Consider the following 22,248-nt stretch of genomic DNA (forward strand, 5'->3'; position numbering starts at 1 on the left):
TTTGTTATTTCACTTGTTATGATACCCATTTCAGTTATTTCTCTATTTATAAATCACCATGTATAATAACCATACACAATTAAAACTGTATGGTATATTATGACAACAAAATAACGTATACCTGTATTCAAAAGATGTCTTTTAAAAATATCAATTGAAAGGTAAAAGGGCATTGCTCATGTATTTCGTCTCACCTATTATAACATCTCTCATTATAAGTTTGCTTTTTATTATTTCAGCAAAACGTAATTTTAATGTTCGTATAGAACTATTTAATGTGTTGTTAATTCTAAACATGATTTTAGTCACATTTAATCAATTTACACAATTTCAGCAATGGCGTCAATACGCTTTCGTCGTTATCATGATGCTTTATTTATTATGGTTAAAACGTGCGCACCTTCAAACAAAACATGGCCGACAATTTGTATTAAAGATAACTTGTTACACGTTGGCACTTCTAGGACTATCACTTGGCATCGAATGCATTACGCCAATTGTTCCTTGGTGGCTGTCATTACCATTACAATTTTCCGAAATTTTTATATGGGTATTTTTATTGACTTAGCCGATTTACCTCTATTTAACGCACCTTTTAACAATACGCTTACCTCAAAAAGGCGTGGACACTTTAATTGTGTTAGGTGCTGGCATCTATACTGAAAACGTAACACCAATGTTAAAAGCACGTTTAGATTGCGGTCTCACCCTATATCGTCAGTATCAAATCAAAAAATATATCGTATCTGGCGGACAAGGGCCTGATGAACCAATATCTGAAGCTTTAGCAATGTATCGCTATTTAAAACAACACAACGTTCCATGCCATACTATTAAAATGGAAGATCAATCTACAAATACCGTCGAAAACTTTAGATTTTCGAAGCCATTATTTACAGAAAAACATGGTATGTGTGTGACAAGTGAATTTCACGTATTACGAGCACTCCGTATTGCACAGCGATATGGTTTATATCTTTTAGGATACGGTGCACCTTCACCAATCACTTTACGTGCAAAAGCGTTGCTTCGAGATTATTGTGGATTGCTACTGCACTATCCTAGTTTATGGTGTATTTATGTCATTTTTCATATCATTCTAACGACCATATTAATGTCATAATTTTCTAAAAATATATATTCACACGTTTGGAAGTTTGTTATACTCGACCCAATCCATTTAAACGGAGGGATTGGACATGTCTACTCAATTAGAAAAAAACAAACTTATGACACGCTTTCTAAATTTGGTTGAAAAAACGGGAAATAAATTACCTGACCCTATTATATTATTTTTCAGCTTATGTATCGTCTTAGCAGTCGTCACTGCAATCGTGTCACAATTTGATACACGTGTAAAACATCCGGGTACTGGCGAAATGATTTCCGTAAGAAATGTTTTAAGTCATGATGGTGTTGTGATGTTTTTAAATGATGCAGTGAAAAACTTTTCTACTTTTCCAGCATTAGGTATCGTCCTCGCTGTAATGCTTGGCATCGGCGTCGCAGAAAAAAGTGGTTATTTTGATAAGTTAATGGTGCATATTGTTTCTATCGCACCTGAAAGAGTGCTTTTGCCGGTCATTATATTTGTGGGCATGTTAGGAAATATCGCTGGTGATGCTGCACCGATTGTGTTACCCCCATTAGTTGCCATGATATTTATTAAACTTGGCTATCATCCAATTGCGGGGTTGGCATTAGCCTATGCAGCCACTTTAGGAGGTTTTGCTGCTAATATCTTTATCGGGTTACAGGATGCATTAGTTTATGCTTTTACTGAGCCTGCTGCACATTTAATTGATAAAAGTGTCAAGATGAATGTTGCAATGAATTGGTATTTTATTGCAGCAAGCACATTCTTTTTATTACCTATTTTATGGTATGTCACAAAACGTATTGTTATTCCACATCTTGGAACATATGAGTCGTCACAACTTAACACGGACGAAACAATGAATAATGCATCGATTTCACCTAAAGAAGCACGCGCCATTCGTTTCGCAAACATCAGCTTTTTGATCACACTCATCACGCTCACACTTTTAGCGCTACCCGAAAAAAGTTGGTTGCGAAATGCTAAAACTGGAAGTTTAATAGATGATTCACCCTTAATGAATGGCATCGGTATCATCCTCATTATAATCTTTATTATCCCTGGATGCGTATATGGGATTAAAGCGGGTACGATTCGAAATTCAAAAGATATCGGTCGGATGTTAACTGAGTCGATGGCTGCGATGGGTAATTTTATTGTTATCGTATTTTTTGCTGCACAATTACTTGCATTTTTAACATGGAGTCACCTTGGTATTTTTATTGCTGTAAAAGGCGCTGAAGCATTAAAACATCAAAATGGTGTCGTTTTAATTTTAGGATTAATCCTTCTCAGTAGTCTTATTAATTTACTTATAGGAAGTGCTTCTGCGAAATGGGCATTACTTGGACCAATCTTTGTACCTATGTTACTTTTATTAGGATTTCATCCTGCATTTACTCAAATGATTTATCGTGTTGGTGATTCTATCTCAAACCCTATCACACCAATGATGCCTTATCTGCCATTATTACTCACCTATGCACAAAAATACGATAAAAATATGAAATTAGGATCATTGATTGCCAGTTTGATGCCTTATACGATTTTCTTAGCCATCTTTTGGACAGCATTTTTAATTATATGGTATTTGCTTGGCATCCCAGTAGGTCCAGGTGGTCCTATACATCATCATAAATAATGTCATGATAATGATGTCTCATGCATGTACGCGTCTACCTACATACGTGTACTGCAATATCAACAAAAAGGAGTGGGACTGTGAAATCATAATGATTCCAGTCTCACTCCATATTTATGAAAGTCACTGATTTATTTATCGGTCTTACTAATTCTATTTGGATACGATTTTGCCGTCATCTAAATAAAGCATACGATCGGCATAATCAAATAAACGTTCATCATGTGTTACCATAATCCCTATTGTCCCTTTGGATTGAACTTGTTCTTTAATCATTTCAACAACTTCTGTCGCACGTTTCGCATCTAAACTCGCTGTTGGTTCATCTGCAAGTAACAACTGTGGCTTGTTCATCCAAGCGCGCATAATCGCAACACGTTGTTTTTCTCCTCCAGATAACATATGCGGATAGGCATCAATACGGTGGCTTAATCCGATGTCATCTAATAATTGTTTCGCGCGTATTTCCGCTTCTTTTTTCGACATCCCAGCCTCTTTCCCTACTATAATCAACTGGTCTTTTACCTTTAAATACGGAAGTAAGTGCGAAGATTGAAAAATAAATCCAATATTTTTTAATCGTTTCGTTGTTAACGCTTTTTGTGATAACTGACCAAAATCTTCACCGTTTAAAGTCATCTGACCTTCTGTTGGTGATAATAATCCACCCATAATACTTAATAAAGTTGATTTACCTGAACCCGATGCGCCGTTTAATATAATGAATTCCCCTGGTTGAACCTCAAAATTTATCCCTTTTAATACCTCTGTTTTCGCGTCACCTTTGCCAAACGTTTTAATTAAATTATTTACTTTTAAACCCATTAGTTGCCGCCTCCAATCGCTTCAATCGGATCTACTTTAAGTACACGTACAAGTGATAATAATGCGCCTATAATTGCCACTGCTATAAATACGACTACCATAATCAACATCAAATTAGATGTTAAATGGAACGGCATGGTAACTGGCATGATTAACGATAATGCAGTAATAATACCTAATGCAAAACCGACTCCTAAAAGTGTCACAAATAAAATTTGGAACAGTAGTGATCCTAATAAATGTCCTGTTTTAATACCAATTGCTTTTAAAATACCAATTTCAGATGTTTTTTGAATGGTCATGACATAGAAAAATGCAGTGAGCACAATTGCTGTAATAACGAATAAGCTGACGATCATCATTGTTAATGGCGCTTGCTCAGCTTGATAACTTGGAATACCATCAGTGAGGTCTTTTTGAGTCACTACTTTTACATCTTTGATGTCTTTTAAGTCTTGAATTTGCTTGTGACTTAAACCTTTAAGAAAATACATTGATGTAGGCGTATGATTGTCGGTCACTTGGTCTAATCCTTTTTCAGTAACCAGCGCAAAATCTGTATGTGCATACATCGCGTGATTAAAGAAACCTGTAATTTTGAATTCCTGGTCTTTACCTTTAATTTTAATTGTATCGCCGATATTTAAACCTTCACCTTCTAATTTACTGTTTAATGCGACTTCATGATTGTTTTGAGGATACTCCCCTGATTTCAATGAAGGTTGTTCATTTTTAGGCATTGATCCAAATAATAAATCACTATTGCCATCTTTATATTGTGCTGTTGCCATACTTGCTTTAAATGGTGCTGTCTTCACGATTTTTTCAATTTCTGTTTGTTGGTCTGGACTAATATTTGAACGCTGGATTTGATTATCTGCATCTTTTTGTATCACAAATTGTTCTGATTTAAATTGATCAATAAGTGATACATTTTCACGTGCTAAACCTTTGGCTAGTCCTGATATAAATAACACCATACTCGCTAATAGCACGACGATAAATGTGATAAGCAAATATTTGAATTTGTAAAACTTCAATTCATTTAATGCTATTTTCATAATTAAGCTCCCCTTTTCTTTACCTTGTAGCCACATTATAAAAAGGGTTTATGAACTGAATATGAACAAATGTCAAATGTCTAAATTTTTTTCGTTAGTGAAATTAAACACGCTAGGTTTCTAAAAAGGATGTCATACATGTTGATAAAATGAACGTTCATTTACGCAAGACGTGATTACACCTATAATAAGAATAGAAAGAGAAGATAAAGGATGTGAAACCAATGGCTGTAACATGTTTAATTGTTGACGATGATCCAGAGATTTTGGACTATGTTGCTTCAAGGATTGAAAAAGAGGGTTATCAAGCTGTGAAGCAACCGAGCGGAGAAGCTGCTGAAGCTTATGTCGCTCAACATGATATTGATATTGCGATCGTTGATATTATGATGGATGAGATGGATGGATTTGAACTTTGTCAAATCTTGAAGTATGACTATAACTACCCAGTCATTATGCTTACTGCTCGAGATGCTTTAACAGATAAAGAACGTGCGTTTTTAGCTGGAACAGATGACTATGTAACTAAGCCATTTGAAGTTTCGGAACTTATGTTTCGCATTAAAGCGGTGTTACGTCGATACCAAATTCAAACGAACGTTCACTTAAAATTAGGAAATTTAGAAATAGATCAAACTCAACTTGAAGTGAAAGTGGATAATAAAGGCATGATTTTACCGAATAAAGAATTTGCGTTACTGAGTTTACTCGTTTCTTATCCTAAACAAGTATTTGAAAGAGAAGCATTAATCGAGAAAATTTGGGGATTTGATTACGATGGCGACACGCGAACGGTAGATGTACATATTAAACGCTTACGTGCACGTTTAAAAAAATTAGGTGCCAATGTGCAAATCGAAACTGTACGTGGTATCGGATACAAGGTGACCGACAATGCTTAAATCCCTATATACGCGCGTCGCTTTGTACACACTTACAGTTATGATCATTAGCTCTATAGCCAGTTTCTTACTCAGTAATATTTATTATCACTTTGAATTAAAAGCTCAAAATGATGCGAAATTAATGACTACGCTTCAACATGCGCATGAATATGATCGCGCATCCAATGACAAAGAACTTCATGATTATTTCAAACTCCTAGGTCATTTGAACTACCAATTGAAAGTTTATGACTCGTCTCATCATAGCCACTTTTATGGCGAACCTTTCCGCAAAGATAACTTACCGCCATCAACAGTCGATAGCGTATTACAAGGCGAGAATTATCATGGCGTGAAAGAGCGACCTTTCAATCCGATTATCACAGGCTTTTTTGATAATGAAACACAAAATACCGTAGGAACCTCATTTAAAACCAAGAACCAAACATATGCAGTGTTTATGCGACAAGATGTTGGACAAGCACTCGGAGAATTCCGCATATTTTTATTTGTATTACTTCTTTTATTAGTTAGCTTTTCAATTGGTCTTGTCATATGGTCTACCTATTCTATTGTGAAACCGGTAAAACAGTTAAAAATTGCGACGCAACGCATGATGGATGGTGATTTTAAAACACCTATTTCGAAAACCCGGGATGATGAAATCGGTACGCTTCAAGAACACTTTGATTCCATGCGTCGTGCTTTAAAGCAGTTAGATGATATGCGCCAACACTTTGTTCAAAATGTGTCCCATGAAATCAAAACACCGTTAACACATATTCACCATTTACTCAGTCAACTTCAAGTGGAACACTCTAAAGCGCAACAATCACAATATATTCAACAAATCTATGATGAAACACACCGGTTGAGTCAACTGACACGTCAATTGTTACTCCTTTCCGAGTTAGATAACGATGAACATTTAGCTTTTGACGATACCGTGGCTTTAAAAGATACGATTTTAGATATCATTAAACATGAATCCTATAATATGGATCAAAAAAACATCGTCTTGTTACATGATTTATCAGCATTGCAAGTAAAAGGTAATCAACGTTTATTAACTCAAGCCATCGAAAATGTCATACGTAACGCCATCAAATATACACATCAAGATGGCATGATTGAAGTCACTTTAACGGCTAATACGATTAATAATAATGCTCAACTTACTATTACGGATGATGGCCCTGGTATATCTAAAAAAGCTCAAGAACACATCTTCGAACGCTTTTATAAATCTACTTCTCATACAGATAGTAATGGCTTAGGATTAGCCATTACACAAGATATTATTTTACGTCATCATGGAGAAATCAAAGTTGCAAGTATGCCGCAAGAAGGCACAACATTCACAATTACATTACCCTTAGCATAACACCTTACAATAAAAAACTTTCTAACACTCAGGTGACATCAATGTTAGAAGTCATTAAGACATAAGAGGCTTGGACATCAATCATTAAACCTATGATTGTCCCTAACGCCTCGCTTTTCTAGGCGCCTTACCTCAACTAGGGAGCATTACAGAAATCTAATTGATTTCGTTGTAATGCCCGCCGGTGCATGAAGACGTTAGAAATGAAATGAATTACGTCTTCAGTACACCTATGAACATGCGTGAATAGGTGGTCAATAGCCTAATTGCGGAAAGCTTTTAAGCGCATACGCAATCCAGTCAGCTACTGCCTTATATATTGTAAAAGCCAATAGTCTTAGATTGTTGCTCTCAAAATGGATTTTCGGTTGCGGCTATATGCCTCAGAAGTCTCGGCTAAGGGATCAATCACAATTTATCATAGTGTCCATCACTAAGACTAAATCGATTTATTTAGATAAATAATAGCTAACAAAGTTCATGTATAAATGATTTTTGTTGGCTTATTTTTAATTAACAGGTCTGCTATGTCCAAGCCTCAGACATAAAAACGGGATGATATGTTCATCCCGTTTTTATCATTTATCATATTTTAGCTTAATAAGCTACCGTCTTCATTCAATTTTAGTTGCTGTGAAATATCATGATTAATGGACTTAAACAAATCAATTTCATGTGTAAGTGCTTTGCCAAACGATGGGATCATTTCTTTAATTTTAGGTTCCCATGTTGGAAATTCATTTTTAAATGAACGTTGTAAAATATCTAACATCACAGCTACTGCGGTAGAGGCACCCGGAGATGCACCGAGTAATGCCGCAAGCGAACCATCTTGAGAGGTAATGACTTCTGTGCCAAATTGTAATGTCCCTTTGCCTTTGTCTTCAGTATCTTTTATAACTTGAACACGTTGACCCGCAACAACTACTTCCCATTCTTCTTCTTTTGCATTCGGAATAAATGCTCTAAGCTCTTCAACGCGTTCTGAATGACTCAACATGAGTTGTTGAATAAGATATTTTGTTAATCCCATCTCTTTTGCTCCGGCAGCAAGCATTGTCGTTAAATTATATGGTTTAACAGATTTAATTAAATCTAAATAAGAGCCAGTTTTTAAAAATTTAGGCGAAAATCCCGCAAAAGGTCCGAATAACAATGCACGTTCCCCATCTATATATCGTGTATCGAGATGTGGCACTGACATAGGCGGTGCCCCCACTTTTGCCTTTCCATATACTTTAGCTAGATGCTGATTCACAACATCTTGATTTTTACATACAAGGAATAGTCCACTCACTGGGAAACCACCGATATGTTTGGACTCTGGCAGGTGTGTTTTTTGTAGCAGTGGTAAACTTGCACCACCTGCTCCAATGAAGACAAATTTGGACTCAACTGTAAATGTTTTATTTTCTTTTAAATCTTTAATTTGAATCCGCCAAGACCCATCTTTATTTTGCTTTAACGTTTGAACTTCATGTTCATAATAAATGGCGCCACCTTGGTTTTGCAACTGTGTCATAAGTTGTTTCGTTAACGCACCGAAATTAACGTCTGTTCCTGATTCATCACGTGTAGCTGCGACGACTTCTTTATCATCACGACCTTCCATCATGAGAGGAATCCATTGTTTTAAGGTAGCTTTATTTTTAGTAATATCCATACCACTAAATAACACATTTTCTTTAAGGGCTTTAACACGGGATTCTAGAAATGTAACATTCTTCTCCCCTGTTACAAAACTCATATGTGGTACTGTGCGAATAAACGCACTTGGCTCTGTGAGTTTATTCGTTTTGACTAAATATGACCAGAATTGTTTAGAAATTTGAAATTGCTCATTCACTTTGATGGCTTTTTTGATATCCATAGTGCCATCTGGCATTTCATTTGTGTAATTCAATTCACATAATGCTGAATGCCCAGTCCCCGCGTTGTTCCATACATTTGAACTTTCCTTACCACATTGATCTAATCTTTCAAACACATTGATGTCCCACTCTGGTTGTAACTCTTTGAATAATACACCTAATGTAGCGCTCATGATGCCTCCGCCAATTAGCACTACATCTGTCTTGTTATGTAAGTTTTCCACAACAATCCAGTCCCCCTTTTTGATTATCATCAAGTATTGAAAATGACATCTCACTTGTCATACTTAACACTTAAAAACAGTGTATATACATCCATATCTTTAACAATACGACCATTTTATCACGTGTTACTTATATTATATACCTATAATGCACAATAAAAAAGCTACGTCGCTCATTAAATGTATTTCAATACATTTTAATAACGCTTTATTATCACTTATGAAATTTTGCATGATATAATTAACTCAAATAAACAAATTGAGGGATGCGTCATGAAGTCTATCACATTTCTAATGCATAATATCTATGCGGTAGGTGGCACTGTAAAAACGATTACGAACCTTGCAAATCAACTTGTACGTCAAGGCCATCAAGTGACAATTATATCCATATTTCGAAATAAAGCAGAACCCTACTTTCCGCTTGATGCTCGCGTACGTGTACTACCGCTTGTCGACTACCAACTCAAACTACGCAATAGTGTACCTATAATATCAAATCGCATACGTAAATTCTCCCCTTTTCTCAAACCGAAATTACTGACGCAATATGAGCCAGGCATTAAACAATACTCAAGTTATATAGAAAAGAAGATGATTCGTGCCATTCAAAATAATGAAAGCGATATTTTAGTAGGTACGCGTGCAAGTCATAATTTAATCATTGCCCAATATGCTAATTCAAATCAAAAAACCATTGGCATGGAACATATGAATTTAGATGCTTATGATGACGGTTTTCGTGCTGAAATCCTCAAGCACTACCAAAAATTAGATGCGATTACGACATTAACGGAAAAGGATCGCGAACGTTACCAAACTTATGTTGATACACCAACTTACGTCGTATCTAATATGTTAGATGAAAAACGATTACAATTGATGAAAGAAAATAAAATTATTGCAGCTGGACGTTTTGAATATGAAAAAGGGTTCGATTTATTAATTGAAGCTGTATATCATATTCAAGATGACTTAAGAGATTATGGATTTACAATAGATATTTACGGAGATGGAAAAGAAAAAGAAGCCTTATCGCAACATATAAGTTATGCGCGTTTACAAGACTTAATCTTCTTACAACCAACGACGAATCAACTCAGCACGTATATCGCAATGAGTAAAATCACAGTCATACCCTCTCGTAATGAGGGCTTTGGTATGACAATACTTGAAGCCATGAATCAAGGTAGCGTTGTGATTAGTTATGATGGGAATACCGGTCCGGAATCATTAATCACACATGGACACAACGGTTTTTTAGTGCCTGCTAGAGATACGCGCCGCTTAGCACATCAAATATTAGAAGTCATAGAAAAAGGCCACGCGCGTCAAATTCAACCTATTATCCATTCTGCGTTTCATACAGTGGCACACTATACTCCTGAACGTATCTATGTACAATTTAAGCAAGTCGTAGATGATTTAATGTCTTAATGATCTCTGAACATCACACACTTAGTGTACGAAATCCAAATAAGCGACAGTATAAAATAAGCCTTCAGAACACATGCGCACCATGTGTTTGAAGGCTTTTAAAATCTGTGTATTAACTTAAGAAGTATGATAAAATCAGTGTCCAAATACAGAAGAAGACGAGGAGCCCTACACTGTATTTTAAAGTCATTTTTAAAAGTACTGATTCTTGACCCACTTCTTTAACTGCTGCTGTTGCAATTGCAATGGATTGTGGTGAAATTAACTTCGCAATTGCACCCCCTGCTGTGTTAGCGCCGACAAGTAATGCGCCACTCGTACCAACTTGTGGTGCGACTGAAGCTTGAATTGGTGCAAATAACACATTGTTATTCACAACTGATCCAGTCATAAATACACCAATCCATCCAAGTATTGGAGATAAGAATGGGAAGATTGTTCCCGTTTTTGCAATCGCTTGACCCATCGCACTTGTTAAACCGCCATATGTTGTAAGCTTAGCAATTGCTAAAATAAAACAAATCGTTAAAATTGGTAACCATAATTCTTTAAATGCTTCTCCTAGCAAACTAAAAGCTTGCTTAAAGTTAACTGTTTTCGATAATAAAATTGTAATAATACCTGCGATTAATAACGCCATACCTGTTTGTGCGATTAAGTTAAATGTAAGCATGATTGGTTTATGCGTCACATCATTCATTGTTCCTGGGATTGGGAATTGAATATTTAAAAATGCGAGTGCCCCACCTTCAAGGAACAATCCTTTAAAGAATTTTGAACTCCAAATTAAAACAAGAAACGTTAAAATATAAAATGGACTCCATGCATACGCAATTGCTTTAAATGAATGACGTTTCGTCTCAAGAACTTCACCTTGAGTTAATCTGAAAATATTTTTTGGTTGGAACTTTTTAGAGAATAATGCCAATGCACCCATTGCTGCAAGTGGTGGAATGATATCTACAAGTTCAGGTCCTAAAAATTGGTTAAAAATAATTTGCAATAGTACAAATGGAATCACCATCACTAAAATTGCAGGTAACGTTTCTTTAATACCTTTGAAGCCATCAATAATAAATACTAATAAGAACGGTGTTACAAAACTTAATAAAGGTAAACTTAAGTTTAACGCTTGAGATACGCTTAATGCTGTAATGCCGCCAGGTAAATTTAAAGTATCTACTACACCTACCGGAATACCAATCGCACCATACGCACCCGCTGCACCGTTAGCTACTAGACAGAGCATCGCTGCTTGTAACGGTTTAAACCCAAGTTGTATTAATAACACGGCACAAATGGCAATTGGTACACCAAAACCTGCCACACCTTCTAAAAAGGCATTAAACGCAAAACCAATTAATAACAATTGGATACGTTGGTCTTCTGAAATGGCCGTAATACTATCTTGAATAATGGCAAATTGACCTGTAGCTGTCGTTAATTTGTATAACCAAACTGCCATCATAACGATAAAGCCAATTGGTAAAATACCTTGATAAAACCCTTCAGTTATACCGCCTGTTACGATACCTACTGGAAGTTTGAAAATTACTAATGTAATGACGATGGTAACCGCTAATGTTGTCATCGCCGCATAAATCCCTTTCATTTTAAACAATGTTAAACAGAGTAAAAATAATATGATGGGGATACTTGCAATTAATGCAGATATTGCAAGATTTTGGAACGGATCGTAACTATGAACTAACATCCTAAATCATCTTCCTTTGTTCTATATTTATATTATTACTTATTTATTCATGTGAATTATTTCACAATTAAAATATACCATTGCTTTGTATACAATTCAATAGGTTGCCGTAATTTTTTTATCACCTTTTACACTTATATTTACTATTCATTTAAAGTTGTATTAACAATCAAACACTATTGAATTTTTAGATCTATTAACTTTTAACAAATTACTTTTACTCTCATAAAAATATGATTATTACTTAATTATAAAATGCGTTATGTATGTGAATATTCTGAAACCATACAATAAAAAGCTGACTTCAAATAAAGATGAAATCAGCTCAATTTACAACTTTAGATTGCGTGCTTACTGACGATAAGCTGGATCTACAATTTTCGGTTGTCCTGTCTGATCAACTGTTACAATCATATACGTTCCAGGTTGTGATTGATTAATAAAACTAAAAACATAATGATAATTCCCTACTTCACCTTGAATCGCATAATCATTATATGGATTTTGTTGACCATTTAAACGAGTCACTTCACGTTGTGCCACATCCAAAGAAGTTTGGAAATTCGGAAGTTGTTTTAACGCTTGTTGCGTATCTACGGACTGACGTGCTAAGTTTTGTGCCACTGGTACGACATTTTGACCTTGATATGGAGCAACATATGAACGTCCAGGTTTTGATGTTGAACCATTATCATTTTGTGGCATATTGTTTTGAGATGCATCGCCTTGACCTTCGTTAGTGTTTGACGTAGTCGCGTTAGAATCCTCACCAGAATTCGATTCACCATTATTTTGTGCATTATCTTTGTTGGTTTTTGATGATTCCGAAGCGGGTTTATCTTTCTTATTCTGAGATGTTTGCTTATCAGTCTTGGATGACTCATGTTCTTTTGATGTGTTACTATCGTCATTGCCACATGCTGCTAAAACAAGTGAAAGTGCGATAAAACTTGCCAACCACTTTTTCATGATATTGCGCCTCCTTTATCAAACGAAAATAACTACCATCATTATTATAACATTTTTTTATAGATTCATACGACTAATATTATAATTCCAGTCCCATGGTCCAATCGACATCAACATGATGCCCCATTTTAAATTCATGTTCTCCTATTTTTTTCAATCCTTGGCTTTTATAAAATGCAATAGCGGTATGGTTTTCGCTCCACACACCTAACCATAAATAGCGTTTGTTCAATCCTTTTGCAAATTGGATAACATAATTAAAGATATATTGACCTAGTTTTAATCCTTGATACGTTTGATATAAATAGATGCGTTGGAGTTCAGCATATTGAGACGAAAACGCTTCAGTTTGTGCGTCACCGATATTCACTTTAAAATACCCGGCAATATGTTCGTCGACCATAGCAAAATAAAAAAATGAATTAGGATTTTGTATTTCATCAGTCAACTTCTCTATAGACATTTCTTCCTCAAAGTATTGATTAAACAATGCATGATCATAATCTGATGCATACGCTTCAGCAAAAGTTTCAATACTTACACGCCTTAACTCCATTACATCAGATATCTCAACCTTTTTAATACGAAAATTCATACACCCATCCCCCATTTATTACTTTTTATTACTATATTCTAAACATATCTTTGTTGCAATATCATTGTCTTTCATGTGATCTCATGATAAAGTGTGAAAGTAAAATTTTGAGAGGGGTTGCTTATGGCACATTCATTTAAAGCTTATGTATTAGATGAAAACAACGGTAATGTCACTGGACAATATCAAACGTTAACCGTAGATGATTTACCTGATGGAGACGTGATTGTCAAAGTACATTATTCAAGTTTAAATTATAAAGACATGCTCGCAACACAAGATCACAACAAAATTATACGACACTATCCAATGATTCCTGGCATCGATTTAGCCGGCGAAGTCATAGAATCTAAACATCCATCTTTCAAAACCGGTGATGCAGTGATTGCGACTGGCTATGAATTAGGTGTATCTCATGCTGGAGGATTTAGTGAAATGGCTCGCGTAAAAGGCGATTGGCTTGTACCACTTCCTAAAGGTTTAACACTAGAGGAGGCAATGATCATTGGTACCGCTGGTTTTACTGCAGCAATTTCAATTCAATTGTTAGAAGATAATAAAATCACTTCTGATGGCGGTCCTGTCTGTGTACGTGGCGCAACTGGTGGCGTAGGTACAATGGCAACTATGATGCTTAGCGCTTTGAATTATAAAGTGACTGCAAGCACTGGTCAGCATGACAAAACAGATTGGTTAAAATCATTAGGTGCAAGAGAAGTCATTGGACGTTTAGATACATTATCAGATAAACCGCTTCAAAAAGGACAGTGGCAGGCCATTATTGATCCCGTTGGTGGCATCACTGTCGGAGAGTGTTTAAAGTATATTCAACCACACGGTGCAGTCGCGTTAAGCGGTAATGTAAGTGGCATGACTTTTGAAAGTTCAGTCTTTCCATTTATTTTACGCGGTGTGAAGCTATTGGGGGTTGATTCTGTTCAATTTCCAATGCGTCGTAGACTATTGTTATGGCGCCGTTTAGCAACGGATTTAAAACCACAACAACTTCATGAAATTAAAACCGTTGTTCCTTTTAAAGATATCGAAAGCCATATTGAAGCCTTGAAAGATAATCATATACAAGGGCGTATCGTTATTAAAATGGATTAATTAAAATAGCTCGTTTAACTTAATTAACATCCCATTTTAATTTAAATTTACAAATGTCATAATTTCGATATAAGAAAATACAAATTATTCTCAAATAATGAAAAATTATAATTTACGAATTATTTCTGAAAGCGTATACTTATATCCATACTTAATCAATTGGAGGTTACCTGATGAATATCAATAAAAAGTTTATTTTCTTTATTGGTGCTTTAGGCGGATTACTGTATGGATATGATATGGGAGTCATTTCTGGGGCATTATTGTATTTACAAAATGATATTCCACTTACCCCGAAACTACAAGGCGTCGTCGTATCATCGATGTTATTTGGTGCCATTTTCGGTTCAGGGTTTAGCGGGCCATTATCTGAAAAGTTAGGCCGTCGTCGTCTCGTTTTTATAATTTCCATTATTTTTATTGTCGGCACACTTGTTTTAGCGTTAGCACCAACTGTTGAAATCGTTGTATTAGGTCGATTTATAATCGGACTTGCTGTGGGTGGTTCTACAGCAATCGTTCCTGTATACTTATCAGAACTTGCACCCACTGATGCGCGTGGTTCTTTAAGTTCATTAAACCAATTAATGATTACAATCGGTATATTATCATCATTCCTAGTCAATTATGCATTAGCACCTTTTGAGGCTTGGCGATGGATGTTAGGATTAGCAGTGATACCGTCACTTATTTTAATGATTGGTGTTATCTTTATGCCTGAGAGTCCACGTTGGTTATTAGAAAAACGTGGTGAAAAAGCAGCGCGTGATGTCATGAAATTAACTTATCCTGAGCATGAAATTGATATAGAGATTGCAAACATGAAAAAAATCAATGCTATCTCTGAAAGCACTTGGGATGTTCTAAAGTCACCTTGGTTACGTACTACTATCATCATTGGCTCGATATTCGCATTATTACAACAATTAATTGGAATTAATGCCATCATTCACTATGCACCAACCATTTTCCATAAAGCAGGACTTGGTGATTCAGCGTCTATTTTAAGTACTGTCGGTATTGGTGTTGTGAACGTCTCAGTCACAATTGTTGCTATTCTAATTATCGATAAAATTGATCGTAAAAAGTTATTGATGATTGGTAACTTAGGTATGGTCGGCTCATTACTTGCTATGAGTGTATTAATAAGTTTATTAGGTGTAAATGCAGCTGTATGGATTATTATTATCTGTTTAGCATTATTCATTGTGTTCTTTGGTATTTCATGGGGACCTGTGTTATGGGTAATGTTACCAGAATTATTCCCAATGCGTGCACGTGGAGCTGCTACAGGTATTGCCGCACTTGTGTTATCTATCGGAAGTTTACTCGTGGCTTATTTATTCCCGATTATTAGTGATATTTTAAGTGTGCAAGAAGTATTTTTAATCTTCGCCGTTATGGGTGTGATTGCATTCTTCTTTGTAATGAAATTTTTACCGGAAACACGTGGTCGTAGCTTAGAACAAATCGAAGCAGATTTACGTGGTCGTTCGGCTAAAAAATAATTTCTCATGCGCACGTTTAAGCATCTGACTTACGATTAAAGTAAGCATCAGATGCTTTTTTTATCTTTTTAATTGATAACGAATCTCATTTGTAACATAATGGATGTAAACACATAAGAATTGAGGAATGTCGTATGAAAGATGTCACTATTATTGGTGGAGGACCTGCTGGACTCTATGCAAGCTTCTATGCAGGCGTACGTGGTATGCAGGCACGTTTAATAGATGCCCAACCGAGCTTAGGGGGTAAAATGCGCATATATCCTGAAAAAATCATTTGGGATATAGGGGGCGTCGCACCTAAGTCATGTGGTGAAATCATGCAAGATATCATTTGCCAAGGCTTACATTTTAATCCAGACGTTCATCTAAATTCTAAAGTCGTCAATATAGAGAAAGTGAGTCATCATCATTTTAATGTTACGACTGAATCTGGTACAACGTTCTCTTCAAAATCTATCATTATTGCCATTGGTGGTGGGATCATCACACCTAAAAAATTGCAATTATCAGATGATGCACACGATTTTGAATACACCAACTTACATTATGCAATTTCTAAATATGAGCATTTTCGAGGTAAAAAAGTGTTAATTTCAGGAGGCGGTAATTCCGCAATGGATTGGGCTCAGGCGCTTGCCCCGATTGCTAAAGAAGTCATCTTAGTCTATCGTAATGACTCGGTAAAAGGACATGAATCAACGTGGGAAGCACTTCAACAATTACGTGTTCAATGTCTGCCAAATGTGTCTATAACAGCTTTACATCATGATTGTCATTGTCATGACCGTATTCAATCCGTTACACTACAACACTTAGAAACTCAAGAACGAATGACATATCCTATAGATGCTGTCATTGTCAGTCACGGTTATGAACGCCAAATTGACTTACTACAAGAGACGACGATGCCCCTTGCATTAACAGAGCAACAACTTATTGCAGGTCAAGGAGACACACGAACGACTGTTGACGGTGTCTATGCATGTGGAGACATATTAACGCACCCTTCAAAAATAAATCTAATTACAGGTGCGTTTCATGACGCTGCACATGCGGTAAATAGTGCAAAAGTGTATATTTCACCCGATGATACAAAACAAGGATGTGTATCGAGTCATCACCCTGCCTTTAAAGAAGCAAACAAGCAATTTTTACTTCAATCACACCGTTAATCATTGTATAACCTTTCAATCAAAATGATTACAGCTTCATACTATTCGTTTCATCATCTACACATGCTAAGGAGCAAGGCTGTTTCACTGTCATTCATCCTTGTGTTGGCCCATCTAATGTGTTCAATTATTTCGAACTAGGTAAGTTGGTATAGCAGGCTGTATTAAATATGAAAGGGCTGCGCACGTTGTTTTTATGCACAGCCCTTTTACTATTTGTATTTAGTGTTTCTTTTTCTTAACCAATGGTTCCCCATCTCTTGGTTCTGTAATAATCGCTTGTCTTAATAAAAAGAATAATAGAATAAAACCAACCGTAATGGTCACATGTCCTAACCCAGCAAATCCCGCTAAACTTGGGGGGATGGTTTGTTTCGACACTTGCATGAACCCTTTTGTAAACTGCATACCTACTGTCGTCAGAACACCTATATTGTATATGATGTAAAACCAGTTAAATAAATAGTAGCTACTAATCTTAAATAATTTCTCAATAGGAATGAGCATTAAAAACATAAACATCCCAAGCGTAAGTAAGTGTGTATGCATCACACTCATCTGTGTAGCCCCAGTAAATTGATAATGAACAGTAATTTCACGATAAGCAAAACCACTCAGTAATCCTAATGCGGTATAAGCCATAAATGTGTATAAGATGCGTTTCATGAATCGTCATCTCCTATCTTTAGTCAAATTAATTATGACGATAACAACAAGGTATGTCAATGTACATTACTTGTCATTTTGACTTTGTTTATAACGCTTAAATACAGCAACGAAAGACATTATTAATGCAAGAATGGACATGATCCATATTGCTGGATGGGTGCCTTCTGAAGCTGTGTGATGCGCATCATGTTGCTCATGATGACTATGACCTGCAGTAGTGCCGCCACCTTGTTTCACTTCAGAAACAGGCGCAGGGTGTTCGCTGTCCTCATTTGCATCCGTCCATTTTACCTGTTTGCCGTCTTTATATGTTTGTATCGCTTTCCATACAAACTTTCCTTCTTTTTCAGGATTTGCAACAACTATTGGAAAATTGACATGCTCATGTGCGCCTATCCCTTTACCTGTTGCTTCCCAAGTTACTTTTTTTATATTATCTTGTTTGTCCATTTCAAATGTATGTTTAAACCCTGGTACAGGTGCTACAGATGATAACGCAACGCCATCGGGTACTTCTAATTCAAGCTTAACTGTTGGCACGTCACGTTCCACAGGCACTCGCACTTGATATTCGTCATATGCACCTGGTGCACTCGTATTCGGATTAAGTGTTACATGTGCTTCAACACTTTGACACCCTAAAATAACCCCTATTATCAGGATACTGATTATTCCTTTAATTAACTTCATACGTCCACCTCTTTACAGATTAATTTGACTCATAATGATGCCGAATAAGACGAGCACTATGCCAATCAACAACTCAGTTATAAGCAATTTTCTATGAATACATTTCTTTTGTTTCATCATTTTAAACGTTTGATATGCGCCAAGCCCTATCATCACTAATGTGAACACTACTTTCGAAATCCATAAACTCAAATAAGTGGTCATATGACGAAATAAATGTGTAAATGATGTTTGATCGATAGTCATCAGTACACCGGTTACGATAATGACTACTACTGCACATATATTTAATTTTAAAATGATTGAACGTAAGATCAGCACGTACGAATGCCGATGTTGTGTAAATATGTAAAACATGAGATAGAGCAATGTTCCTAACCACAAGGCGATAGCGCTTAAATGCAGTGTTCGAATAAGAATCGCATATACTGGTATCTCTTGCGCCCATACATGTCCTGACATTGCCAAAGCAATAAGTAATATCACTGGTAACGTATCATACCAAATCTGCTCCATATTACGTAGCGCTAACAATATTAAGAGCGTCATGACTGCAGTCATTGTTAAAATAAATGGAAATTGCAACCATGTATCAAATTGTAACCGAAGAATGTTATCGATGACTGACTGAGGCAAAGTCATTAAATACAATACACTCGTTCCGAGAACACATAGACATAACGTCACCGTTACACCACGGTGTCGAAGTAACACTGGATATGTCGATAGTCCTTCATATTTCATGATGCGATTCACATAGTACAATCCGATAAAAAGAAGTAGCATACATTGAAGTAAAAAGCGCATCGCGCCCCACCACAAACTGACATCTTTCCAAATAGGTTGCGTCTTGTCGATTGCCGTTGCGGTTGAATGCCCAATTGAAAATATGTATGTCCCATGCATCGTATGACCATCTTGTGCAGTCGCTTCCCATTCAACCAGATGTGACCCTTTTTCTAAGGATGGAACATTAAATGAAATCTGTTTTGAAAACCCTGATTCTTTTGGCTTTACAGTAGTGATTTTATGACCTTGATCATTATATATCGTGAGTGTACTATAGGTTGTATTCACTGGTTCACTCATCTGCAATTCAATGTGATGTGGTGATTGCGAAACAACTTCTTTAGCTGCAGGAGTTGCGCGTTCTAATGTCGCATGCGCAGAAACAGGATTGAACATCCCCCCTATACTATAAATACAAAAAAATAATAGCACACTCCAATGTAATACGGTTTTAAAGACCGTCAATTGAACCCCCTCCTAAAATGCATACAATGAAAATTTTAGCAAACGCTAATAAGATTACAATCCAATTCAGAATCGTTCATGGAATTGTAAAAAATAGTTACTTTACCTCACCATTTTAGGATTCAATAAATACAAAAAAGTCTCCAATGTTCATTAAAAAATGAACATTGGAGACTTGTACATCATATCCTATTTTAAATGTCATGCGTCGCAATTTCCTCATCTGTAGGAACATCATCATTGAGTCCTACTAGAGATTCAGAAATATTACGCGCGTTATAACCAATACGTTCTAACACACCTATCATATCAATATAGATTAAACCACCATCAGTCGAACATTCCCCACGATTTAAACGCTTAATGTGCCCTTTACGTAACTTGTGTTCAATATTAAATGATTCACGACTACGTTCCACAATCTCATCTTTTTTCGTCGTGTCGTACACATCTAACATATCAATCGCTTTATCAAATGATTCTGTTACATGGTTAAATAATTTTTCCACACCACGTTGTGCATCTTCAGTAAGGTAAATTTCTTTTTGGTGCTTACGGTCTAACTGCTCTACATATTCTTTAATTAAATCTGCAACTTTTAAAACAGAGCGATTCACATCAAACATGACAGCTAAACGTTCCACATCGCCTTTATTAATATCTTTAGTTGAAATACGTACAAGATAACTGCGAATGCTATCATTAATTGTTTCAACAGCTTGATGTTTTTGTTCTAGTTTTTTCAATAACTTTTTATCTACTTTTGACGTATCTTTCACATCATCAAACATAGATTCAACAATGTTCCCTACGTTTTGTAACTCTTTTTGTGTTTCTTGTAAAGCCACACTTGGTGCATGGTATACAAGATCTTTATTTAAATGTTGCGGTTTGTAATCTTCAGTCACATCTTTACCAGGAACAATCTTCGTTACAAGCCAAGCAAGTACAGCAACAAATGGTAATTGAATTAACGTATTAGTCACATTAAATGCCCCATGTGCAAACGCAATTGCCATGGCTGGTTTTAGATGCCATGTTTCTTGAAGTACACCTACAAGATGAATCACAATTGGTAAGAATAATGAAAAGATGATCACACCAATCACGTTAAAAATAACGTGGACAAATGCGGCACGCTTTGCAGCTAATGAACCAGCTAAACTTGCTAAAACAGCTGTAATCGTTGTTCCTATATTATCACCAAGTAATACTGGAATCGCTGCATCTAAACTGATCATATTTTGTTGATAAAATTCTTGTAAAATACCAATTGTAGCACTTGAACTTTGTACCAAAGCGGTTAACGCCGTTCCAACAAAAATACCTAAGAACGGATTTGATGACATATCGAGCATTAATTGTTTAAATCCTTCTAGTTCTGCTAAAGGTTTAACAGCACCGCCCATAAACTCTAAACCAAAGAATAAAGAACCGAAACCAAATAAAATACGGCCGATGTTGTTAATTTTAGATCGTTTAAAGAAGAAAATTAAGAATGCACCAATCGCAAGAATAGGCATTGCATATTCACCTAAATCAATACCGATAATGAACGCTGTCACAGTGGTCCCGATATTAGCACCCATAATCACACCGATTGCTTGCTTTAATGTCATAAAACCAGCCGTTACAAGTCCAATTGTAATGACTGTTGTCCCTGAACTACTTTGAATTAAAACGGTTACGACAATACCAGCGATGACCCCTAACACTGGATTTGATGTAAACTTATTTAAAATATCACGTAGCCTATCCCCTGCTGAAGCTTGAAGCCCATCTCCCATTACTTTTAAGCCGTAGAGAAAAATCCCTAACCCGCCTAAAAAGGAAAAGATGACTTCCATAACCGACATTTCCATTATTTCACCTCTATTAAGCTTTATAGTTCGATTATCGCTCATAAATGTAAATTTAATGTTAAGATTACGTAAAAAATATTTAAAATCAACGCTAAAATTACACTTTGATTGTAAATAAAATCATCTCAAACATTACTTTACTATAAATAAGTCACATTAAATGAGTTTACATTAGTTACATGAAATACACAATTGAAAGTGCATTTTCATTCGTAATCCAATGACATAAATTATAAAGTCCATTATAATATAGTCATTATGAAATAAAGGGACGACGA

General features: G+C 35.9%; 19 protein-coding genes. 9 read left to right on the forward strand and 10 right to left on the reverse strand.

Going from position 1 to position 22,248, the window contains the following annotated elements; all coding sequences use genetic code 11:
* Nucleotides 1-295: 295 nt before the first annotated feature.
* The 3 genes from G8Y85_RS05440 to G8Y85_RS05450 all read left to right on the forward strand — a co-directional run bounded on the left by G8Y85_RS05440 (nucleotide 296) and on the right by G8Y85_RS05450 (nucleotide 2,738).
* Nucleotides 296-568, forward strand: coding sequence for a hypothetical protein (locus G8Y85_RS05440; protein WP_165805542.1), 273 nt, complete (start codon nucleotides 296-298; stop codon nucleotides 566-568).
* 54 nt (nucleotides 569-622) lie between these two features.
* Nucleotides 623-1,123, forward strand: a complete 501-nt coding sequence (locus G8Y85_RS05445; protein ID WP_165805543.1) for a YdcF family protein — start codon at nucleotides 623-625, stop codon at nucleotides 1,121-1,123.
* A 76-nt stretch (nucleotides 1,124-1,199) separates the two neighbouring features.
* Nucleotides 1,200-2,738 carry an AbgT family transporter gene (locus tag G8Y85_RS05450; RefSeq protein ID WP_165805544.1) on the forward strand — a complete coding sequence of 513 codons (1,539 nt, stop codon included), beginning with the start codon at nucleotides 1,200-1,202 and terminating at the stop codon, nucleotides 2,736-2,738.
* 153 nt (nucleotides 2,739-2,891) lie between these two features.
* On the opposite strand, the gene G8Y85_RS05455 is transcribed toward G8Y85_RS05450, so the two are convergent.
* Together G8Y85_RS05455 and G8Y85_RS05460 are read right to left on the reverse strand one after the other, a co-directional pair.
* Nucleotides 2,892-3,563, reverse strand: coding sequence for an ABC transporter ATP-binding protein (locus tag G8Y85_RS05455; RefSeq protein ID WP_060551703.1), 672 nt, complete (start codon nucleotides 3,561-3,563; stop codon nucleotides 2,892-2,894).
* Complete coding sequence (locus tag G8Y85_RS05460) at nucleotides 3,563-4,624, reverse strand: ABC transporter permease (RefSeq protein ID WP_107371279.1); 1,062 nt, start codon at nucleotides 4,622-4,624, stop codon at nucleotides 3,563-3,565. Before G8Y85_RS05460 ends, G8Y85_RS05455 begins: the two co-directional genes overlap by 1 nt.
* A 224-nt stretch (nucleotides 4,625-4,848) precedes the next feature.
* On the opposite strand from G8Y85_RS05460, the gene G8Y85_RS05465 reads away from it, so the two are divergent.
* Both G8Y85_RS05465 and G8Y85_RS05470 read left to right on the forward strand, forming a co-directional pair.
* Nucleotides 4,849-5,526 (forward strand): response regulator transcription factor, encoded by a 678-nt coding sequence (locus tag G8Y85_RS05465; protein ID WP_037566594.1) that lies wholly within the window; start codon nucleotides 4,849-4,851, stop codon nucleotides 5,524-5,526.
* On the forward strand, nucleotides 5,519-6,892 hold the full coding sequence (locus G8Y85_RS05470; RefSeq protein WP_103345649.1) for a sensor histidine kinase: 1,374 nt from the start codon (nucleotides 5,519-5,521) through the stop codon (nucleotides 6,890-6,892). The genes G8Y85_RS05465 and G8Y85_RS05470 overlap by 8 nt, the downstream gene beginning before the upstream one ends.
* 592 nt (nucleotides 6,893-7,484) lie before the next feature.
* Here G8Y85_RS05470 and mqo read toward each other — a convergent pair.
* The gene (gene mqo / locus G8Y85_RS05475; protein WP_107400820.1) at nucleotides 7,485-8,987 is read right to left on the reverse strand and encodes a malate dehydrogenase (quinone); all 1,503 of its coding nucleotides are present in this window, start codon (nucleotides 8,985-8,987) and stop codon (nucleotides 7,485-7,487) included.
* A 273-nt stretch (nucleotides 8,988-9,260) separates the two neighbouring features.
* On the opposite strand from mqo, the gene G8Y85_RS05480 reads away from it, so the two are divergent.
* Nucleotides 9,261-10,424, forward strand: a complete 1,164-nt coding sequence (locus tag G8Y85_RS05480; RefSeq protein ID WP_060551708.1) for a glycosyltransferase family 4 protein — start codon at nucleotides 9,261-9,263, stop codon at nucleotides 10,422-10,424.
* A gap of 112 nt (nucleotides 10,425-10,536) precedes the next feature.
* Here G8Y85_RS05480 and G8Y85_RS05485 read toward each other — a convergent pair whose 3' ends face one another.
* The 3 genes from G8Y85_RS05485 to G8Y85_RS05495 form a co-directional block, all read right to left on the reverse strand.
* Nucleotides 10,537-12,138, reverse strand: coding sequence for an L-lactate permease (locus G8Y85_RS05485; protein ID WP_165805545.1), 1,602 nt, complete (start codon nucleotides 12,136-12,138; stop codon nucleotides 10,537-10,539).
* Between the two features lie 351 nt (nucleotides 12,139-12,489).
* Nucleotides 12,490-13,107 carry a hypothetical protein gene (locus G8Y85_RS05490; RefSeq protein WP_165805546.1) on the reverse strand — a complete coding sequence of 206 codons (618 nt, stop codon included), beginning with the start codon at nucleotides 13,105-13,107 and terminating at the stop codon, nucleotides 12,490-12,492.
* Between the two features lie 79 nt (nucleotides 13,108-13,186).
* Nucleotides 13,187-13,702 (reverse strand): GNAT family N-acetyltransferase, encoded by a 516-nt coding sequence (locus G8Y85_RS05495; RefSeq protein WP_060551711.1) that lies wholly within the window; start codon nucleotides 13,700-13,702, stop codon nucleotides 13,187-13,189.
* A 123-nt stretch (nucleotides 13,703-13,825) separates the two neighbouring features.
* Between G8Y85_RS05495 and G8Y85_RS05500 the strand changes: the two genes are divergently transcribed.
* The 3 genes from G8Y85_RS05500 to G8Y85_RS05510 all read left to right on the forward strand — a co-directional run bounded on the left by G8Y85_RS05500 (nucleotide 13,826) and on the right by G8Y85_RS05510 (nucleotide 17,495).
* A complete protein-coding gene (locus tag G8Y85_RS05500) occupies nucleotides 13,826-14,812 on the forward strand; it encodes an acrylyl-CoA reductase family protein (protein WP_060551712.1) in 987 nt (328 codons plus the stop codon).
* A gap of 173 nt (nucleotides 14,813-14,985) precedes the next feature.
* Nucleotides 14,986-16,320 carry a glucose transporter GlcP gene (glcP, locus tag G8Y85_RS05505; RefSeq protein WP_165805547.1) on the forward strand — a complete coding sequence of 445 codons (1,335 nt, stop codon included), beginning with the start codon at nucleotides 14,986-14,988 and terminating at the stop codon, nucleotides 16,318-16,320.
* A 134-nt stretch (nucleotides 16,321-16,454) separates the two neighbouring features.
* A complete protein-coding gene (locus G8Y85_RS05510; protein WP_165805548.1) occupies nucleotides 16,455-17,495 on the forward strand; it encodes an NAD(P)/FAD-dependent oxidoreductase in 1,041 nt (346 codons plus the stop codon).
* A 222-nt stretch (nucleotides 17,496-17,717) separates the two neighbouring features.
* Here the strand turns inward: G8Y85_RS05510 and G8Y85_RS05515 are convergent, their stop codons facing one another.
* The 4 genes from G8Y85_RS05515 to G8Y85_RS05530 form a co-directional block, all read right to left on the reverse strand.
* Nucleotides 17,718-18,161: a DUF2871 domain-containing protein gene (locus G8Y85_RS05515; RefSeq protein WP_060551715.1), complete on the reverse strand. Its 444-nt coding sequence runs from the start codon at nucleotides 18,159-18,161 to the stop codon at nucleotides 17,718-17,720.
* A 66-nt stretch (nucleotides 18,162-18,227) separates the two neighbouring features.
* On the reverse strand, nucleotides 18,228-18,854 hold the full coding sequence (locus G8Y85_RS05520; protein ID WP_165805549.1) for a YcnI family protein: 627 nt from the start codon (nucleotides 18,852-18,854) through the stop codon (nucleotides 18,228-18,230).
* 12 nt (nucleotides 18,855-18,866) lie between these two features.
* Nucleotides 18,867-20,108, reverse strand: a complete 1,242-nt coding sequence (locus G8Y85_RS05525) for a copper resistance CopC/CopD family protein (RefSeq protein WP_165805550.1) — start codon at nucleotides 20,106-20,108, stop codon at nucleotides 18,867-18,869.
* A gap of 194 nt (nucleotides 20,109-20,302) precedes the next feature.
* Nucleotides 20,303-21,964 (reverse strand): Na/Pi cotransporter family protein, encoded by a 1,662-nt coding sequence (locus G8Y85_RS05530; RefSeq protein WP_103345520.1) that lies wholly within the window; start codon nucleotides 21,962-21,964, stop codon nucleotides 20,303-20,305.
* Nucleotides 21,965-22,248: the final 284 nt, after the last annotated feature.

This window comes from Staphylococcus sp. 11007852 (assembly GCF_011394325.1).
Taxonomy (GTDB): domain Bacteria; phylum Bacillota; class Bacilli; order Staphylococcales; family Staphylococcaceae; genus Staphylococcus; species Staphylococcus agnetis.

Bases quoted from the DNA above. Each gene is read 5' to 3' on its own strand.
- G8Y85_RS05490 (WP_165805546.1), bottom strand. From the start codon at position 13,107: ATGAAAAAGTGGTTGGCAAGTTTTATCGCACTTTCACTTGTTTTAGCA.
- G8Y85_RS05460 (WP_107371279.1), bottom strand. From the start codon at position 4,624: ATGAAAATAGCATTAAATGAATTGAAGTTTTACAAATTCAAATATTTG.
- G8Y85_RS05450 (WP_165805544.1), top strand. From the start codon at position 1,200: ATGTCTACTCAATTAGAAAAAAACAAACTTATGACACGCTTTCTAAAT.
- G8Y85_RS05495 (WP_060551711.1), bottom strand. From the start codon at position 13,702: ATGAATTTTCGTATTAAAAAGGTTGAGATATCTGATGTAATGGAGTTA.
- G8Y85_RS05510 (WP_165805548.1), top strand. From the start codon at position 16,455: ATGAAAGATGTCACTATTATTGGTGGAGGACCTGCTGGACTCTATGCA.
- G8Y85_RS05470 (WP_103345649.1), top strand. From the start codon at position 5,519: ATGCTTAAATCCCTATATACGCGCGTCGCTTTGTACACACTTACAGTT.
- G8Y85_RS05485 (WP_165805545.1), bottom strand. From the start codon at position 12,138: ATGTTAGTTCATAGTTACGATCCGTTCCAAAATCTTGCAATATCTGCA.
- G8Y85_RS05480 (WP_060551708.1), top strand. From the start codon at position 9,261: ATGAAGTCTATCACATTTCTAATGCATAATATCTATGCGGTAGGTGGC.
- G8Y85_RS05455 (WP_060551703.1), bottom strand. From the start codon at position 3,563: ATGGGTTTAAAAGTAAATAATTTAATTAAAACGTTTGGCAAAGGTGAC.
- G8Y85_RS05465 (WP_037566594.1), top strand. From the start codon at position 4,849: ATGGCTGTAACATGTTTAATTGTTGACGATGATCCAGAGATTTTGGAC.
- G8Y85_RS05440 (WP_165805542.1), top strand. From the start codon at position 296: ATGATTTTAGTCACATTTAATCAATTTACACAATTTCAGCAATGGCGT.
- G8Y85_RS05515 (WP_060551715.1), bottom strand. From the start codon at position 18,161: ATGAAACGCATCTTATACACATTTATGGCTTATACCGCATTAGGATTA.
- G8Y85_RS05500 (WP_060551712.1), top strand. From the start codon at position 13,826: ATGGCACATTCATTTAAAGCTTATGTATTAGATGAAAACAACGGTAAT.
- G8Y85_RS05520 (WP_165805549.1), bottom strand. From the start codon at position 18,854: ATGAAGTTAATTAAAGGAATAATCAGTATCCTGATAATAGGGGTTATT.
- glcP (WP_165805547.1), top strand. From the start codon at position 14,986: ATGAATATCAATAAAAAGTTTATTTTCTTTATTGGTGCTTTAGGCGGA.
- G8Y85_RS05530 (WP_103345520.1), bottom strand. From the start codon at position 21,964: ATGTCGGTTATGGAAGTCATCTTTTCCTTTTTAGGCGGGTTAGGGATT.